The sequence below is a fragment of the Glaciihabitans sp. dw_435 genome (genome assembly GCF_018449675.1).
Classification (GTDB): Bacteria; Actinomycetota; Actinomycetes; order Actinomycetales; family Microbacteriaceae; genus Glaciihabitans.
This window is the reverse complement of record NZ_JAAVUZ010000002.1, coordinates 183,982-200,401: the sequence shown is the minus strand read 5'-3', so window position 1 is coordinate 200,401 and position 16,420 is coordinate 183,982. Positions and strand designations below refer to the sequence as shown.

General features: G+C 65.0%; 12 protein-coding genes. 5 read left to right on the top strand and 7 right to left on the bottom strand.

Translation table 11 applies throughout. The annotated features are described in order from the left end of the window. Nucleotides 1-146: 146 nt before the first annotated feature. The 5 genes from HB677_RS03800 to HB677_RS03780 all read right to left on the bottom strand — a co-directional run bounded on the left by HB677_RS03800 (nt 147) and on the right by HB677_RS03780 (nt 5,052). Nucleotides 147-2,615: a glycosyltransferase family 1 protein gene (locus HB677_RS03800; RefSeq protein ID WP_213814341.1), complete on the bottom strand. Its 2,469-nt coding sequence runs from the start codon at nt 2,613-2,615 to the stop codon at nt 147-149. Further along, nucleotides 2,612-2,956 carry a hypothetical protein gene (locus HB677_RS03795; protein WP_213814340.1) on the bottom strand — a complete coding sequence of 115 codons (345 nt, stop codon included), beginning with the start codon at nt 2,954-2,956 and terminating at the stop codon, nt 2,612-2,614. Before HB677_RS03795 ends, HB677_RS03800 begins: the two co-directional genes overlap by 4 nt. A 5-nt stretch (nt 2,957-2,961) precedes the next feature. After that, nucleotides 2,962-3,192, bottom strand: a complete 231-nt coding sequence (locus tag HB677_RS03790) for a hypothetical protein (RefSeq protein WP_213814339.1) — start codon at nt 3,190-3,192, stop codon at nt 2,962-2,964. Nucleotides 3,193-3,311: 119 nt separating this feature from the next. Continuing rightward, entirely contained in the window at nt 3,312-4,586 is a 1,275-nt protein-coding gene (locus HB677_RS03785; RefSeq protein WP_213814338.1) for an O-antigen ligase family protein, read from the bottom strand. 13 nt (nt 4,587-4,599) lie between these two features. Continuing rightward, nucleotides 4,600-5,052, bottom strand: a complete 453-nt coding sequence (locus HB677_RS03780) for a GtrA family protein (RefSeq protein WP_213814337.1) — start codon at nt 5,050-5,052, stop codon at nt 4,600-4,602. Between the two features lie 57 nt (nt 5,053-5,109). On the opposite strand from HB677_RS03780, the gene HB677_RS03775 reads away from it, so the two are divergent. Both HB677_RS03775 and HB677_RS03770 read left to right on the top strand, forming a co-directional pair. Further along, nucleotides 5,110-6,114, top strand: coding sequence for a glycosyltransferase (locus tag HB677_RS03775; RefSeq protein WP_213814336.1), 1,005 nt, complete (start codon nt 5,110-5,112; stop codon nt 6,112-6,114). Continuing rightward, complete coding sequence (locus HB677_RS03770) at nt 6,111-7,070, top strand: NAD-dependent epimerase/dehydratase family protein (protein ID WP_213814335.1); 960 nt, start codon at nt 6,111-6,113, stop codon at nt 7,068-7,070. The genes HB677_RS03775 and HB677_RS03770 overlap by 4 nt, the downstream gene beginning before the upstream one ends. Before the next feature lie 30 nt (nt 7,071-7,100). Here the strand turns inward: HB677_RS03770 and HB677_RS03765 are convergent, their stop codons facing one another. Further along, nucleotides 7,101-9,404, bottom strand: a complete 2,304-nt coding sequence (locus HB677_RS03765; protein WP_213814334.1) for a hypothetical protein — start codon at nt 9,402-9,404, stop codon at nt 7,101-7,103. Between the two features lie 143 nt (nt 9,405-9,547). Between HB677_RS03765 and HB677_RS03760 the strand changes: the two genes are divergently transcribed. Beyond that, nucleotides 9,548-11,623, top strand: a complete 2,076-nt coding sequence (locus tag HB677_RS03760) for an acyltransferase family protein (RefSeq protein ID WP_213814333.1) — start codon at nt 9,548-9,550, stop codon at nt 11,621-11,623. A gap of 136 nt (nt 11,624-11,759) precedes the next feature. Beyond that, nucleotides 11,760-13,796 carry an acyltransferase family protein gene (locus HB677_RS03755; RefSeq protein WP_213814332.1) on the top strand — a complete coding sequence of 679 codons (2,037 nt, stop codon included), beginning with the start codon at nt 11,760-11,762 and terminating at the stop codon, nt 13,794-13,796. Between the two features lie 25 nt (nt 13,797-13,821). Here HB677_RS03755 and HB677_RS03750 read toward each other — a convergent pair whose 3' ends face one another. After that, nucleotides 13,822-15,150 (bottom strand): O-antigen ligase, encoded by a 1,329-nt coding sequence (locus tag HB677_RS03750; RefSeq protein ID WP_213814331.1) that lies wholly within the window; start codon nt 15,148-15,150, stop codon nt 13,822-13,824. Nucleotides 15,151-15,244: 94 nt separating this feature from the next. Between HB677_RS03750 and HB677_RS03745 the strand changes: the two genes are divergently transcribed. Then, complete coding sequence (locus HB677_RS03745; protein WP_213814330.1) at nt 15,245-16,396, top strand: acyltransferase; 1,152 nt, start codon at nt 15,245-15,247, stop codon at nt 16,394-16,396. The last annotated feature ends 24 nt before the right edge of the window (nt 16,397-16,420 follow it).

Below are 16,420 nucleotides of genomic sequence, written 5' to 3'. Positions count from 1 at the left end.
AAACCCTGCGCGTTCTCCCGCCGCCCGAACCAGCGGTAGGCGCGGGGGAGCGAAGACCGTGAGCGCGGGGCGGATGCCCCGGGGCGAAGGGCCCAGGGCGGATGCCCGAGGCGAAGGGCCGAGGAGCGGATGCCCCGGGCCGAGCTCTAGAGCTCGGCGAGACGCTCCTCGAGCGAGTCATCCGGACCGCACACGACCAGCTTGGCCAGGTACTTCGCCTTCGCGGGGACCACCTCATCCGCGCCGAGCTTCATGAAGAACTCGATGTCGTAGGTGCCGGCGCCCAGGTCGCCGTCGTAGATCGGGATCTCGAAGACACCGCTCTTGTCGCGCACGCTCGCCTCGTAGGGGAACTCGAGGCTGACGCCGGAGGCGAAGTTCTTGCCCGTGATGCGGTACCAGAACCCGACCTGCGCGTCGGTGGTCTTCGCCAGGATGTTGAACGTGGGGCGCAACCGGGCGGGAGCGCCGGCGCGGGTCGCGATGATCTGCGGAACACCGGCAACGAGCAGCTCGACGCCGGGTGCGCTGAACGTCAGGGTTCCGTGCGCGAGCCCGAGCTCGCCGATTACGTCGTGCAGCTCGGCGTTGAGGGACGCGGAGGCCGACGTGCGGAGCGCCGCGGGTTCCTTGCGTGCTGCCTTCTCGTCCAGGCCGTTCGCGGGCAGCAGCCCGGCGAACTCGCCACCATCCGCGTAGAGCTCCGGCTGGTAGTACTCGAAGGAGTGCGCGGGCGGCGCATACTGCAGCTCCCAGGAGGCGGCCGTTGCGGGCCATCCCATCGTCTCGTAGGCACGCTTGGTGAACAGCGTCGGGTAGCGGGTGGCGACGTAGTTGAAGTACAGGGCCCACTCGTCGACGTCGGACGCAACCGCACGACCGGCGAAGAACTCGACGGCCTCCTGCAGCAGAGCCTTGTTGACGACCTGCGGCTGGTGGGACGCGTACGAGAGCAGTTCGAGGCCGGAGCGGTCGAGCAGCTCACGCGTGAGGTGCTGGCGGCGGTCGAAGTCGTCGACGCGGTGCGGCCACTCGGTGAGCTCGTAGAAGAAGTACGCGTTGTAGCGGTGGTCCGGGCCAATGAACTTCGTGATGTTGATGTCCACCAGCGGGCGGTGCCGGTCGTTCATCGCGATGAACTCGGCGTCGACGATGTCGAGGCGGGAGACGGCCTTCCAGATGTCCCAGCCGACGTGCTGCCCGGGAGTCGACGCGACATCCGCGAGGCCGTGCAGCGCGTCGTCGCGGTCGATGATGGTGAGGGGACGGGATGACACGATCGAGGCCATCGCTTCGAGCTCGCTGCTCGGGGCGAGCACAACGTACTCACGCGCGAACGGCATGTGCGCGTCGAGCGACTCGATGGTCTGCCGCAGCATCTCGGCGTTCTCGCTGTTGATGACGACCTGCAGGGACTCGCTGCGCTCGCGCTTCGTGACGGCCTTGGCCCCGGCGAGGTTATCGAAGATCGCGCGGATGGTCGTGTAGACGAGGTCCCACGAGTACGGGTGGAATTCGCGCTGGATCTGCTTCGTGCGCGCGGTGAACGCGGTCTCGGAGTTGAGGTAGGCCAGCGCGGTCTCGGCGACCTCGGTCGCGGAGTTGAAGTGCACGTAATCGGCGTAGGCGTGCCCGACCTCGTAGATCGAGCTGTTGCGCGACGTGATGGTGATCTTGCCGTGGGAGAGCGACTCCGCGACGGGAAGCCCGAAGCCTTCGTAGTGGGAGTGGTAGACGGCGATCGTGCACCGGTCGTACAGCTCCTTGAGGAGCTCGTCGCTGGGGGTGTTGACCCAGTGGATCCGGCGCCCGTGCAGCGGGTCGGTGACGATGCGGTGGTTGACGGCGCCGCTGTTCCAGCCCATCTTTCCCGCGATGACGAGGTGCACGTCGGGTCGAACCTTGGAGATCAGCTTCATGGCGTCGAGGGCGAGCATCTGCATCTTGCGGGGCTCGATGCTGCCGACGAACAGGAGGTAGGGCTCGTTGATGAACTTGTCGACGATGACACGGTCGATCACGGCGGACCGCGTGGTCACCGGCGTGAAGTCGCCGCCGAGCTTGGTGACAACGGTCGGGATCTCGCGCGTGATGCCGAACTGCCTGCGGTAGTCGGCGAAGTCACGCTCGGTCGCGCGGGAGTCGACAAACACCAGGTCGGCGTACGCGAAGACGGCGGCGATGTAGGCGGGCCAGACACGCACGGTGTTGCGGAAGGCGAAGGCCGGGAACTTGATCGGCACGAAGTCGTAGACCGTCGCGAAGATCGTGACGCCCTGCGACTTGAGGCGCTTATAGAGGTATGCGCGCTTGAGCGGCGATCCCCACACGGCATCGATGTCGTAGAAGATGTCCTGCGGCCCGAAGTCCTCGATGCGGATGACCGCGGAGGCGGGAACAGAGTCGCTGTCGAAGAGGATGCGGAGCGCGTCATCCCGCGCAATCTCTTCGAAGTAGTGGAAGGCGTAGTTGAACCGCACGATGCGCACGGTGTATCCGGCCGGGGTGTCCGTCAGCAAGCGGGAGGCTACCTCGCGCAGGACGCGTTGGATGCCGGTCTTTCCCCGGGTGCGAACGAGATCGGAAACGTCAACGTTGATGGTGGGAGTCGTCATAGCGAGCCGAGCACCACGGCGCTCTGCAGCGCATTCTCGGTCATGCGGGCCATCAGCTGTTCGCGGCTGACGCCGGACTGCAGGTCTTCCAAGAGCACCAGTTTCTGAGGTTCGCCCATCAGGCGATCCCAAATCTTCGAGCCGCAGGCGATGACGAAGTTCTCGTCGCCCTCGATCGTGAGCAGTTCTTCGTACGGGACATCCATAAAGCAGTGGGCGGCGACGTTGGTCGGCTCGATCGTGACCGACTCGGGGAGGGCGCCCTGGCGTTCGACGTTGAACATGACCTCGGCGATCACGGCGTCGTAGATGCTGGCGAAATCGTCGCTGGAGTGGCTCACGGCGCTCACCGGATTCCCGCGCGGGCGTTGCGGAGACGGCTGACTGACTTCGTCATCATGCGTCCGATGATGGGCGTGCGCTGTAGGCGTGCGTACGCCTGCTTGAGCATGGCGATGATGCGAATGCGGGAGATGCCGATGCCCTTGGCGCGGTACAGGCTTCGCTTACCGTTGTGGGCCCATCGACCGGTCTTGACCAGCCGTCGGCGTGTCGCTGTATCCAGAACAACCATCATGATCCGTGGGCTGCAGCTTCCTTGTGTGAACGTGTAGCGCCGCTCCGCGGTGGGTGCGGACGCGTTTATGGCTCTTCAACCCTATCGCTGCCGCGTTATCACTGAGTCCACCGCTCGTTCTAGTCGGGAAGCGAGCGCCGCCAGCTAAGATTCTCCGCCGCCTTCACGGCGCAGATCACCAGGGTGAGCCAGCCGAAGTCGACGAGCAGCGAACTTTCGGCAAGGCCTGTGATGAGCAGGGTCACCAGCATGAGTGCCGGCCAGACGAAGACTCGGCTTCGCTGCTGGGAGGCGAGGATCCACGAGCGGCCGAGCGCGAGCAGCACCAACACCAGGAACGCGAGGAGCCCGACGACGCCCAGCTGGAACCACACGTCGATGTAGGCGTTGAGGGCGGAGGAATGGGCGTTGCCGCCGCGGGCATCGATGGCGAAGAACGGGGTGAGCTCTGTGCGCCACTCACCGATCCAGCCCCAGCCTTCGAGGGGGTTCAGGCGCACGAGCTCGCCGACCGCGCGCCACAGGCGCACCCGCACGGCGAAATCGTTGGAGGCGTCGAGCAGCGTGAGGATGGCGCCGCGGAAGACATAGGCGCAGCCGATTGCCACGGCGCCGGCGACCGCGAACGCCGTCTGCCAGATGCGTCGGCTGTCGGGGGTGAGGCGGCGAAGGCCAAGGAGGGCCACCGAGGCGAGCCCGAGCGCGACGGTGACGCCGAAGCTCACGGGGGACTGGGTGAGCATGAGCGTGAAGACCGCCGCTGTGACCGAACCAATGCCCACGCCCCGCCGCACGGACCGGGTCAGCAGTTCGGTGCCGAACGTGACGAGCGCGAGGAGCGCGACGAGCCCCAGCTGGTTGCGGGTTCCCATCAGCCCCTGGATGGGACCGAGAAACGCGATATTGCCGGCGACACCGATGAATCGGATGGGCACATCGATCAGGAGCCCGGACAGCACCTCGATCGCGAGGGAGAGGCCAAGGATCATCCGCAGCACATCGCCGAAGGCGCGCACGATCTGAATCGTGTCGCGCACGAGGGCCACGTAGATCGCGAGGGCGGCGAAGGCGTACTGGTAGGCGACTGAGCCGAGGGTGGCCCACTGGTAGTTGCTCCAGAAAACGGAGAGTGCAGACCATCCGAGAAAGGTCAGAAGCGAGATGGGCAGGACGCCTCGCCACTCGAGCGTCTCGCGGCGGCCGATCAGGGAGAGTGCCCCGAGGATGGCGAGGCCGATAAGGATGGCCACCACGCCGGGCGAGCCGATCAGGCTGTTGATCGTGTGGGTGAGAAACGCGACGGCGATGATGCAGAGGGTGAGCGCCCGCGTGAACCGGGCGTGCCCGGCGAACGCGAAGGTTGCGCCGAGTACGCGCTGCAGTTGTGGCTTCATCCTGCGCCCCAAGCTACGGCATGGGCTCGGGAGCGCGTCGGAACGAGAACCACTTGTGGCCGAAGTAGCTGATCAGGGTCGTGATGACGACGACTATTGCCTGGCCAACGAGAGGCGATAGGTGACCGAACTCCACCAGCAGCGGCAGCGCGAACGAATTGATAACGAGGGACACGACGTACACGCTCGCGAATCGCGCGAAGTCAAGGAAGACGTTGCCGGTGCCGGCCACCTTGAAGGTGAAGCGGCGGTGCAGGATGAACGCCACGGCGATGGCGATCACGTACGAGAGGTACAGGCTGCAGAGGTAGCCGACGGTGTCACCAAACGCGTCGGCGATGTTCTTGCCGAACGTGAGCTCGAACAGCACAAAGAGTCCGTACCCGAGAACGGTGTTGATCCCGCCGACGATGAGGAAGCGGACACGTTCGTCACCGAGCAAACGGGTGATCGTGGTGCGAATCATGAGCCTTCATCCGGTTGGACCGTGTGCATGTGCGGTCGCTGATAGTGTTTGACGATCATGGGCGACCAACAAAACAGTGCCATCCACTCGCTATCGGTGGTCATCCCGGTCTATCAGGGCGAGCGTACACTCGGCTCGATCTTGGCCGAAATCGCGGCGTTCACGACGGAGTCTCTGACCCCCGGCCTCGTGCCCTACCGCGTTACCGAAGCCATTCTCGTCTATGACAACGGCGGCGACGCATCCGACGTCGTGATCCGGGAGCTGGAAGAACAGTACGACTTCGTGCGCGCCGTGTGGCTCAGCCGCAACTTCGGCCAGCACGCGGCGACCCTCGCGGGCATCGCCTCGACCTCCGGCGACTGGGTGGTGACCCTCGACGAAGATGGTCAGCACAACCCGTTCGAAATGGCGGCCCTCCTCGACGCTGCGATCGCCGCGCGCGCCCAGGTCGTCTACGGCAAGCCGACCAACCCGCCGCCCCACGGTTCGCTGCGCAACGCGGCATCCAAGGGCGCCAAGTCGATCATCGACCGACTGTTCGTGGGTTCCAACGCGAGTGACTACAACAGCTACCGGCTCATTCTCGGGTCCGTGGCACGCGGTGTCGCTGCCTACTCGGGATCCGGTGTGTACCTCGATGTCGCACTCGGCTGGGTCGCGGGCAAGTACACGACGGCTCCCGTGACGCTGCGCTCGGAGTCGCGTGACTCCGGTTACTCGCTGCGCCGCCTCCTCAGCCACTTCTGGCGCCTGGTGATCTCCAGCGGAACGCGTGGCCTGCGCGTCGTGAGCGTGCTCGGCGGAATCTTCGGCCTCATCGGTGTGCTGCTGGCGATCTGGATCCTCATCGTGAAGCTCACCACCGGCATTGATGCCGAAGGCTGGGCCTCGACGGTCATCATCCTGCTCATCAGCTCCGGCTCGATCCTCTTCTCGCTCGGCGTCGTCGCTGAGTATGTCGGCGTCAACGTCAACATGGCGATGGGCAAGCCCGCGTACGTGATCACGAGCGATCCGGAAGACGGCCCGCTCGGATACCGGAAAACGCCGCGACGATGACCCGTCTCGCCTGGGTGGTCGGCTCACGCGGGCTTCTGGGCGCCGCGGTCGTGCGCTCCGTCACCCGGCGCTCCGATTGGCGTCTGTGGCCGGGGGAGTCGCTTCCCTGGACCGACGCCGACGGTTTCGCTACGGCGGTGCGCGACAACGCGCGGACATTGATTCGGGATGCCTCGGAGTCCGGTGAACCCTGGAGCGTTGTCTGGGCGGCCGGAGCCGCGTTCACCTCCAGCACCCAGGAGGCGCTGGACGCCGAGCTCGAGCAGTTCACGCTCTTCCTCGGGATCCTCGCGGAGGAAGCCGCCGGAGCGGCCCAGCCGGGAACCTTCTTCCTCGCCTCGTCGGGCGGCGGCATCTACGCCGGTGCCTCCAACCCGCCGTTTACCGAGCTCACCCCGCCTGCCCCGTTGGCGCCGTATGGCCACTTCAAGGTGCGGATGGAAGAGGCGGTCACGAGCTTTGCCGCGTCCTCCGGCATCCGCGTCCTTATCGGTCGCATCACCAACCTGTATGGCCCCGGCCAGCGTCTCGACAAGATGCAGGGTCTCATCACCCATCTCGCCCTCGCCCGGTACGGCACGAAGCCGGCGTTCATCTTCGTTCCGCTGGAGACCGTGCGGGACTACATCTACGTGGACGATTGCGCCATGCTGATCCTCGACGGGCTCGACCGACTGAGCACCGAGGCCCTGCCGGCGGACGCCGCGCCGGCCATCACCAAGATCCTCGGGTCGGGGCAGGGCGTGAGCATCAGCACGTTGCTCGGCTACTACCGGGGAATCACGAAGGCCGGCCCGCGCGTGGTGCACGGAACCTCGCCCTCGACGAAACACCAGGCCATCGACCTGCGCATGAAGTCGGTCGTCTGGCCCGAGCTCGACGCCCGGGACCAGATGCCCGTTGCCGCCGGGTTCAGTGCCGTCATGCAGGACGTCCTGCGGATGCTGCAGAAGTAGCACCCGAGGGCGGCCCGCAGGCCACCGGTGTTACTTGGTGGTGGTCTGCTCGGCCACCGGCACCGTCACCCGGGCGAGAAGCTCGCTCAGGCGGGTGTCCAGGGCCGTGACCGAGGTCACCTTCAGCGTTCCGCGGATCCCGTCGATGCGCTCGATGGGCTTGCCCGACGCGAGGGTGATCGGCAGGTACGTCTTGCCGGGACCCACCGTGACCGGGGTCGTCATCGTCGTGCCGTGGGCCACCGCCGTTCCGGCGAGGGCCGACCCGTCGGGGAAATTGAGTGTGAAGTTCGTCGGACCCTCACCGTCGGCGATCCTGAACGTCAGGTCGAGCGTGACGGACTTGTCGGTCGGGTTGTCCAGCTCGATGCCGACCTTGTACCCCGCGTTGATCGTCGACAGGAAGTTGTACCCGTCGCGGTCGAAGTTGGGCTCCGAGTAGGCGTAGACGGCCTGGGTCGTGCGGTTCTTTATCTCGGTCTGCTCGGCGGCCGAGTACAGCTTGGCGATGCCGGTGGTTGCTCGCTCGGTGCTGAAGAAGACACGGCGACCGTCATCGCTCACGACGAGGGGCTTGCCGAGCGAACGGGTCAGCTGCGCGACGATGAGGTCACCGTCGTCGGCGTACGGCTTGCGGTCGACGAGGATGCCCGAGAAGCCCGAGGCGGCGGTGGCCGCCACGAGGCGGGTCGTCGGCAGCGTTCCGAGGGTGCCCTGCCACTCGACGAGCGGGCGACCCTTGATGCCGCCGCCGGACCAGTGGGTGGTCGCCGAGTGGAGGTACGGCATCAGCTGGTCGGAGTCGCTGACGTCATTGACTCGGGTGGTCTCCGGGAAGCGCCGGTACGGCAACTGCAGCACGGATGCCCCGGTGGGGATGGTCTTGTCGATCTTCGCGATAAACGCCGCGTCTTCCTTGAATGAGGCGGCAGTGCCGGCGTAATCCTGCACCGCGATGCCCGGGGGAGTCTGGTCGTAGTATCCGATCGAGAAGATCACGACCGCCACCACGAAGGCGAGCACCGGCGCCAGCTTGCGACGGATGCCGGCCACGGCGAATCGCCGCAGCGTCGCGTCGACGAGCAGACCAACGATCGAGATGCAGAACAGCGCGAGCAGGATGCTCATCCGGTTCCATCCGCGCACATCGCTCGTGAACAGCGCGATCAGCACCGAGAAGCCACCCGCGGTGGAGATCAGCAAGCCCAGCAGCGTCAGCGCCGTCAGGTGTCCGACGGCCTGCTGCGTCGGACCAAGGGCGGGGCGGATGCCACGGGGCCGGGCGACCGCCGAGATCCGGTAGATCGCGAAGCCGATCGCCAGCAGCAGTCCCAGCCCGGCGACGACGCCGAGGACGGGCCGTTCGGAGGGACCGAATACGGTCTCGTACGCGGCACGGAGTTCAGCGAGCTCGGGGATGCGGTGGAACGGCACCGGAAGCAGCAGGTCCGACAGGCGCAGCGAGAACACATAGGAGCTGCCGGGAGTTCGGGCGACGGCCTGGGTGTTCGCGCCGTTCTCGTGCGCGTAGAGGATGTCCGGCAGCATGTTGAGCACCATCACCGCGAGCAGGAACAGACCGGCCAGAGCCGCGCCGATGAACCGTGTCCAGCGGCGGTAACGGACGAGGGCAATAAGTCCCGCGGCGGCGAAGAACATCAGCGTGTAGAACGAGTAATAGGTGCTCGCAGTGCCGGAGATGGCCAGGCACAGCAGGGTGGCGACGCCGCGGCCCGTGAGCACTCCCCAGACCACGTTGACGTTGGGTCGCCGGGACCACAGGGGCTGGCCCGAGATGATCCAGTACACGACCACCAGGGCCAGCGGCACTGAGTAGTAGGAAGCGAACCACATGTGGTTCTCGTTGCGGATGAAGTGGAATGGGGCGATGGCGTAGAGAGTGGCCATCACGATTGTCATCAGCCGGGACATCCCGACCGTCCTCATAAACCACGCCGCTGTCAGGCCCGCGAAGATGTAGCCGATGAAGTAGTAGACGTTCTCGGCGAGGAAGGGGTTTCCCAGCAGGTGTCCGAGCAGCCAGGCCCACATGAAGTGCAGGTTGTCGGCGACTTTCCAGTCGTAGTAAATCTGGCTGCTGGGTGCGCCGAGCAGGGGCTGCACCTCGTACCAGCCCGTCTCCAGGACAGTCTTGAAGTGCGCGGCGATCAGGCCGCCGTCGCCGCCGATGTAGGCGAAGGGCACCTTCCAGTTGGCTTTCCACGCCTCGAGCGCGACCCACGACGAGACCGCCGTCACCACTGCTACCGCCGCATACATCAGGAAGTCGGAACGGTAGAAGCGCAGAGCGGATCTCAGCACAGGGGAGGTCATATCGAAATACTCTCAGCTTTATCGGGCGAAATTGCCTCGTTCACAGTAACCCGCCGTGGAGGTTGCTTGCGGGAGGTCTCTGCTAGCGTCGCCGGGCAGGTTTGTTCGATTAGAATCCTGCGCGACACAAGCTGAGGATTTTCATGACTGCGCGGCACCACGGTAACGAACGCTCCGTAGTGCGACCCGAAATTCAGGCGCTGAGAGCTCTCGCGGTCATTCTGGTCGTGCTGTACCACCTCTGGCCCAAGCGCCTCACGGGTGGGTATATCGGTGTCGACGTGTTCTTCGTTATCTCCGGATTCCTCATTACCTCGCACCTGCTGCGTGAGGTGGTGCGCACTGGCACCATCACCCTGGCCGCCTTCTGGGCGCGCCGGGTGCGCCGTCTGCTGCCGGCGGCGATGCTCGTGCTTGTCGTCGTCGCGATCGCCACCATCCTCCTTGTGCCGGACGTCAACTGGCGGCAGTACATGACAGAAATCGGCGCGTCCAGCATCTATCTGCAGAACTGGCAGCTCGCGGGTGACTCGGTCAGCTACCTGGCGCAGAACAACTCCGGCTCGCCGGTGCAGCACTTCTGGTCGCTGTCTCTCGAGGAGCAGTTCTATCTGGTGTGGCCCGTGCTGCTTCTCATCGGACTGCTGGCGACCCGCTCCCGCTCCGCTCAGGCGCGGCACCGCGTGCTGCTGGGGATCGTCATCGGTCTCACCATCGTCTCGTTTGTTGTGTCCATCGTCTGGACCCAGCAGACCGCCGCCAGCGCCTACTTCGTCACGCCCACACGCATGTGGGAGTTCGGGGCGGGCGGGCTTCTCGCGTTCCTTCCCGCGCTCGCTGGGGGAGCCCGCGTGCGGTCCGCCCTCTCGTGGTTGGGTCTCGCGGCCATGGTCGTGAGTGCCATCGTGCTGAACGGCGCCACCGCGTTCCCGGGATACATCGCCGTGGTCCCGGTCCTGGGAGCGGTGGCCGTAATCCTGGCCGGCAACCCCGGCACGGCATGGAGTCCGCTGCGCATCGGCGGGCTGCGTCCCGTGCAGTTCGTCGGCGACATCTCCTACTCCCTGTACCTCTGGCACTGGCCGTTCATCGTGATCATCCCGTTCATCGTGGGCGGGCCACTCACGGCGGTCGGCAAGATTGGCGTCATCGCCGGCTCGGTGCTGATCGCCTACCTCACCAAGAAATTCGTTGAGGACCGATTCCGCACGGCACCGACCCGGGTCATCCGTCGCAATCGCTCGGCCTTCCTCTCGGCGGCGACGGCGATGCTCGTGCTCGTCGCGACCTGCGGTGTGACCCTGGGTGTCCTGGACGGTCGGGACGCGGCCGAGGCTCAGCGACTCGAGGTCGTTGACTCGAGCAAGTGCTTTGGCGCGGCCGCCATGGAACCCGCCAACAAGTGTGCCGACCCGTTCGCCACGACCGGCGTCATGACGCCCACCTTCGCGAAGACGGATCTCAACGAAATACCGGATTCGCGCGGGGGAACGACCTGCGAGGCGATTGCCGAATCGACCGACATCCGCACCTGCGAAATCGGGAGCTCGACCCAGCCCACGCGGACCATCGCCATGCTCGGCGACTCCCATGTCATGCACTACATGGAGGCAATGCGCGCAATCACCGAGCACCAGGACTGGAAGGTTCTCACCTTCGTCAAGAGCTCGTGTGGAGCCACCGGTGCGTCCGACGTTGTGCTCAACGACCTCGCCGCCGACCAGAGCGCGTGCGCCGAGTGGGGCACCGCCGTCGTGGACGAGATCATCGCCAATCCCGCCATCGACACGGTGATGTTCTCCAACTCGGCAAATCGGTACAGCCAGGACGACGGCGCGAACCCCATCACCGTCGCCCGCTACCAGGCCGTGTGGAACAAGCTGATCGCCGCGGGCAAGAAGGTGCTCGTCATCGCCGATGTCCCGCGTACCCAGGGCGTCAACATCCCCGATTGCCTCGTCGAAAACTCGGCGGACCCAACGCTGTGTGACACCACGTCAGACGTAGCCCTGACCCCGGACGTCATGGCACAGGCCGCAGCGACATACACGAGCGGCACGTCCCTAACCCTGCTGGACATGACGGACAAATATTGTGTGGATGCCACGTGCCACGTGCGCATCGGAGGCGTGATCGTGTACGCGGACCTCAGCCACATCACCAACACGTGGGCGCGCACCCTCGCGCCGTACATCGAGGCCGCGCTCGTCAGCCCGTAGCTGTCTCGTCGCCACCGGGCGGGCCGCCGTGACGCGCCACTGTGTCTGCTAGCGTCGGCGGGCGGGTCACAATCCCGCGTGAACTGAGTTGGGGGATTGATTGACTGCGCACCGGCCCGGTAACGAACGTGCCGGAGTGCGCATCGAGATTCAGGCGCTCCGCGCTCTCGCAGTCATCCTCGTGATCCTGTACCACCTGTGGCCCAAGCGACTCACCGGCGGCTACATCGGTGTCGATGTGTTCTTCGTCATTTCCGGGTTTCTGATCACCTCCCACCTCCTGCGGGAGGTTGCCCGCACTGGCCGCATCTCCCTCGCCGCCTTCTGGGCCCGTCGCGTTCGTCGCCTGCTTCCGGCGGCGATGCTCGTTCTCCTCGTCGTGGCCGTGGCGACAATCCTGCTGGTACCGGACGTCTACTGGCGTCAGTACATGACAGAGATCGGTGCCTCGAGCGTCTATCTGCAGAACTGGCAGCTCGCGAGTGACTCGGTGAGCTATCTGGCGCAGAATAACTCTGCCTCCCCGGTGCAGCACTTCTGGTCGCTGTCCCTCGAGGAGCAGTTCTACGTGGTGTGGCCTGTGCTGCTCGTCATCGGCCTATTTGCGACCCGCGCGCGCGCCGCCCGCATTCACACGCGAGTCCTGCTGGGCATTGTCGCGGTTGTGACCATCGCGTCGTTCGCCGTCTCGGTCATCTGGACGAGGGACGTCGCCGCAAGCGCGTACTTCGTCACCCCCACGCGTATGTGGGAATTCGGGGCGGGAGCCCTTCTTGCCTTCGCGCCGGTGATCGCTCGCGGTGCGCAGCTGCGCACTGCACTGTCCTGGGCCGGGTTGGTCACCATCGCGCTGTCGGCGATCACCCTCAGCGGCGCTACACCCTTCCCCGGGTCGCTCGCCCTTCTTCCCGTCCTCGGAACGGTGGCCGTGATCGCTGCCGGCAATCCCAGCACGGTATGGAGCCCGACACGACTTGGCGGGCTGCGACCCGTGCAATTTGTGGGGGACATTTCCTACTCGCTCTACCTCTGGCACTGGCCCTTCATCGTGATCGTTCCGTTCGTGCTCGGGAGCCCTCTGACAGCCGCGGGCAAGGTCTGCATCATTGTCGCGTCGCTGGTGATCGCTTTCCTCACCAAGAAGTTCGTAGAGGATCGCTTCCGCACCCGCCCAACTCCGGTTGTTCGACGCAGTCGCCGGGCGTTCGTATCCGCGGCAGCGGCGATGCTCGTGCTCGTCGCCCTGTGCGGCACGACGATCACCGTGCTCGACGGTCGTAATGCCGCCGAGGCCAAGCAGATCCTGGCCGCCGACAGTGGGTCGTGTTTCGGCGCCGCGGCGATGGAGCCCGCGAATCACTGTGCCGATCCGTTCGCCACGACGGGCGACATGACGCCGACCTTCGCTAAGACGGACCTGAACGAAATCCCGGATCCCCGCGGCGGAACCACCTGCGAGGCCATCCCCGGGTCCACGGAGATTCGCAGCTGCGACATCGGAACGTCCGCGCACCCCTCCCGCACCATCGCGATGCTCGGAGATTCCCATGTCATGCACTACATGGAAGCCATGCGCGCGATCACGTCGCACCAGAACTGGAACGTGGTGACCTACGTGAAGAGCGCGTGCGGTGCGACGGGAGCGCCGGATGTTCTTCTCCTCGAGCTCGCCCGCGACCAGAACGAGTGCGCTGCCTGGGGCACGGCCGTCGTCAACGAAATTATTGCCAATCCCGCCATCGACACGGTCATTTTCTCCAACTATGCCAACCGGTACAGTCAGGACAATGGCGCCAGACGCATCACGGAGGCCCGGTACCAGGCGGTGTGGAACAAGCTCATCGCCGGGGGAAAGCGGGTGCTCGTGATCGCCGACGTTCCCCGCACCCACGGCGACAGCGTCCCCGATTGCCTCGTCGCCAACGCGGCCGACCCGACCGCCTGCGATATCCCCACGGCGCAGGCTCTGACCCCGGACATCATGGCCAAGGCGGCAGCCACCTACAACGGAAAGTCCGTGACGCTGCTCGACATGACCGACAAATACTGCCGGGATGCCACGTGCCACGTGCGTATCGGAGGCGTCATCGTCTACGCCGACACGGGCCACATCACCAACACGTGGTCACGCACTCTCGCGCCGTACATCGAGGCCGCGCTCGTCGGCAAGTAGCGCGCGCCGGGAGAGTACCCCGGGGTTAGCGGCGGGGCAATGCCGTCGCTGGTGCGTCCGTCGCAACGGCGGTTCGCGTCGGCAGCTTTGTCGAGACGGCACAGACCGTGAGCAGCAGCAACCCGTACTCGACGAGCAGCCTGCTCTCTGCAAGGCTCTGCATGATCAGGGCGACCATGAGCAGCAGAGGCAGCAACGAGATCGCCGTGTAGCGTCCCGGCTGATTTACGGCGAACTGGGGGCGGTCGACCGCGAGCGACCAGCTGCGCACGAGCGTCGTGAGAACGAGAAGCCCGAATACGATCAGCCCAATGATGCCCAGCTGGAACCACACGTCGATCCACGCGTTGTGGGCGTGAAGCTGGCGGACTCCGCCCTTCACGACCAGGTTGTCGAACGGCGCGAGCCACGGAACCCAGTAGCTGATCCATCCCCATCCGAAGATGGGACGTTCCTGCGCGAGGTGGATCACCTTCTGCCAGATGTCGAGGCGCCCCGTGAGGTCATCGCTCTTGCCCATCAACGACAGCAGGTGATCGCGGAACGTGATGCCGGCGGCAATCGCCACGAGGGCGACGGCGACCAGTCCCCAGTACACCCCGGTGCGGGCGCGCGCGGTGGGCGCACGCCGCACCAGCAGCACGGCGGCCAGAACGAGGATCAGTGCCGCGATCGCGAGAGTGATCGTTGCTGAGCGGGTCATGAAGACAGTGGCCACCGCGACGAGGAACCAGAAGATGCCCCAGCCGCGCCGCACGCTGCCCGCGCCCAGCTGCACACCGAAGACAACGAGTCCGAGCAGTGCGACCATGGCGAGAAGACTCGAGTTACCCACGATGCCCTGGATCTTGCCGCCCTCGAGCAGCAGATCCCGCGACCAGTACAGCAGCTGCGGAACCTTGCCCGCGGGTGCGGCCGTCCAGAACGGCATCAGTGGCGCGCGCACGAAAAGGGACACGCAGAGTTCGAAGACGATCGACAGGCCCAGGATGATCCGGAGCGCGGTCCCGAGTGCACGCAGCAGTTCTTCGCGCGTGAAGCACACGGCTATCGCGACTCCCGACAACACCGTGAGAAGGGTTGCCGCCAGTCCGAGCGCGGTTCCGGAGGGGTAGTACGACCAGATCAGGGACACCGTGCACAGCACAAGGAAGGCGAGAAGCGGGTACGGCAGGCGTCCGATGCTCCAATAGTCACGGTTCCTGACGAGCAAGATGACGGAGACGGTACTGACGGCGACGACGATTGCGCTGAACCCCCACCAGGTAATGGAGTATCGCCAGGCGTCGCCAGCCAGCACCGTGAAGAGCGCCAGAACGGGGAACGCCGTGCGGAAGGCGCGGCTGTCAATCATGCAGTCAGCCTATCCGCGCGCGCTTTGCGTTTGTCCCGGGGGCTATGGCGGTGAAACGCGATTCTGAAGCGGTGTTATATGTCAGAATTCGGCAATGGGGAAACAGGACGCCGCCGTCGCGCCGCAAAGTGAACGATTCCGGGCATTAGACGGGCTGCGAGGGGTAGCGGCGGTCATGGTGGTCGCACATCACATAGCTTTGACGTCGCCAAAGTTCGAAGGCGTGTACATCGCAGGCTTCGACTCTCCCGCCCGTGGATTTACGTGGCTGATGACTTTCACCCCTCTCCACTTCTTTTGGGCTGGGACCGAAGCGGTGTTTCTGTTCTTCGTCCTCTCGGGGTTCGTGCTGGCACTGCCATTCCTCCGTCCTAATCGTCCGCGGTGGCTGTCGTATTATCCGAAGCGTCTAATCCGCTTGTATCTCCCCGTGTGGGCGTCTCTCGCTCTCGCCCTGCTTCTTGCCGGCCTGTGGCCGCGCGAGAGTGTCGCCGGCTTTACCTTTTGGGTGAACGACCATGCAGCGCCTCAGACTCTATGGCAGGACGCGTACCTTCTGGATGGCGCCAAATGGCTGAACTCGCCACTGTGGTCGCTCCGCTGGGAAGTGATGTTCTCGCTCCTCTTGCCTGCGTATGTCCTGCTTGCGGCAGAATTCAAGCGCTACTGGATCTTCGGGGTCGTCGGATCGCTCCTAATCATTCGCATGGGCCTCCAGACCGGCGACCTGTTCATGCAGTACCTTCCGATGTTCGGCATTGGCGTGTGTCTGGCGGCGGGCAAAGACACGCTGAAGGCGCTTGCCACGAAAATACCGACGGTGCTGTGGTCGATCTTGGTGCTCATCGGGATCGCTATCTTCCCGGCTTCCTGGTACATGCCGGGGTTTATCTACGCACCAATCATCGAGTTGCTGGGCTGCATCATCTTGATCTTTGCCTGCCTCTACTTCCGACCGGTGGTGGCGGTCGGGTCATCGCCGATATTTCATTGGCTAGGCACACGGTCCTTCAGCCTGTACCTGGTGCATGAGCCAATCATCCTGTCGATCGTCAACGGCACCCATTTGACCAACCCCCTGCAGGTCGCCGCTATCGCCATACCTACGAGTGGCATCGCGGCGGAGCTTTTCTATCGGTTTGTGGAGAAGCCCAGCCACCGGCTGGCGAATTTCGTCGGAAAACGCCTACAGCGGAGTCCTCGTCGTCGACTCGAACCGTCCCCCACCCCAGAGACGGTTAACTAGCGCGTGACTGGCCAGTTGCCACCG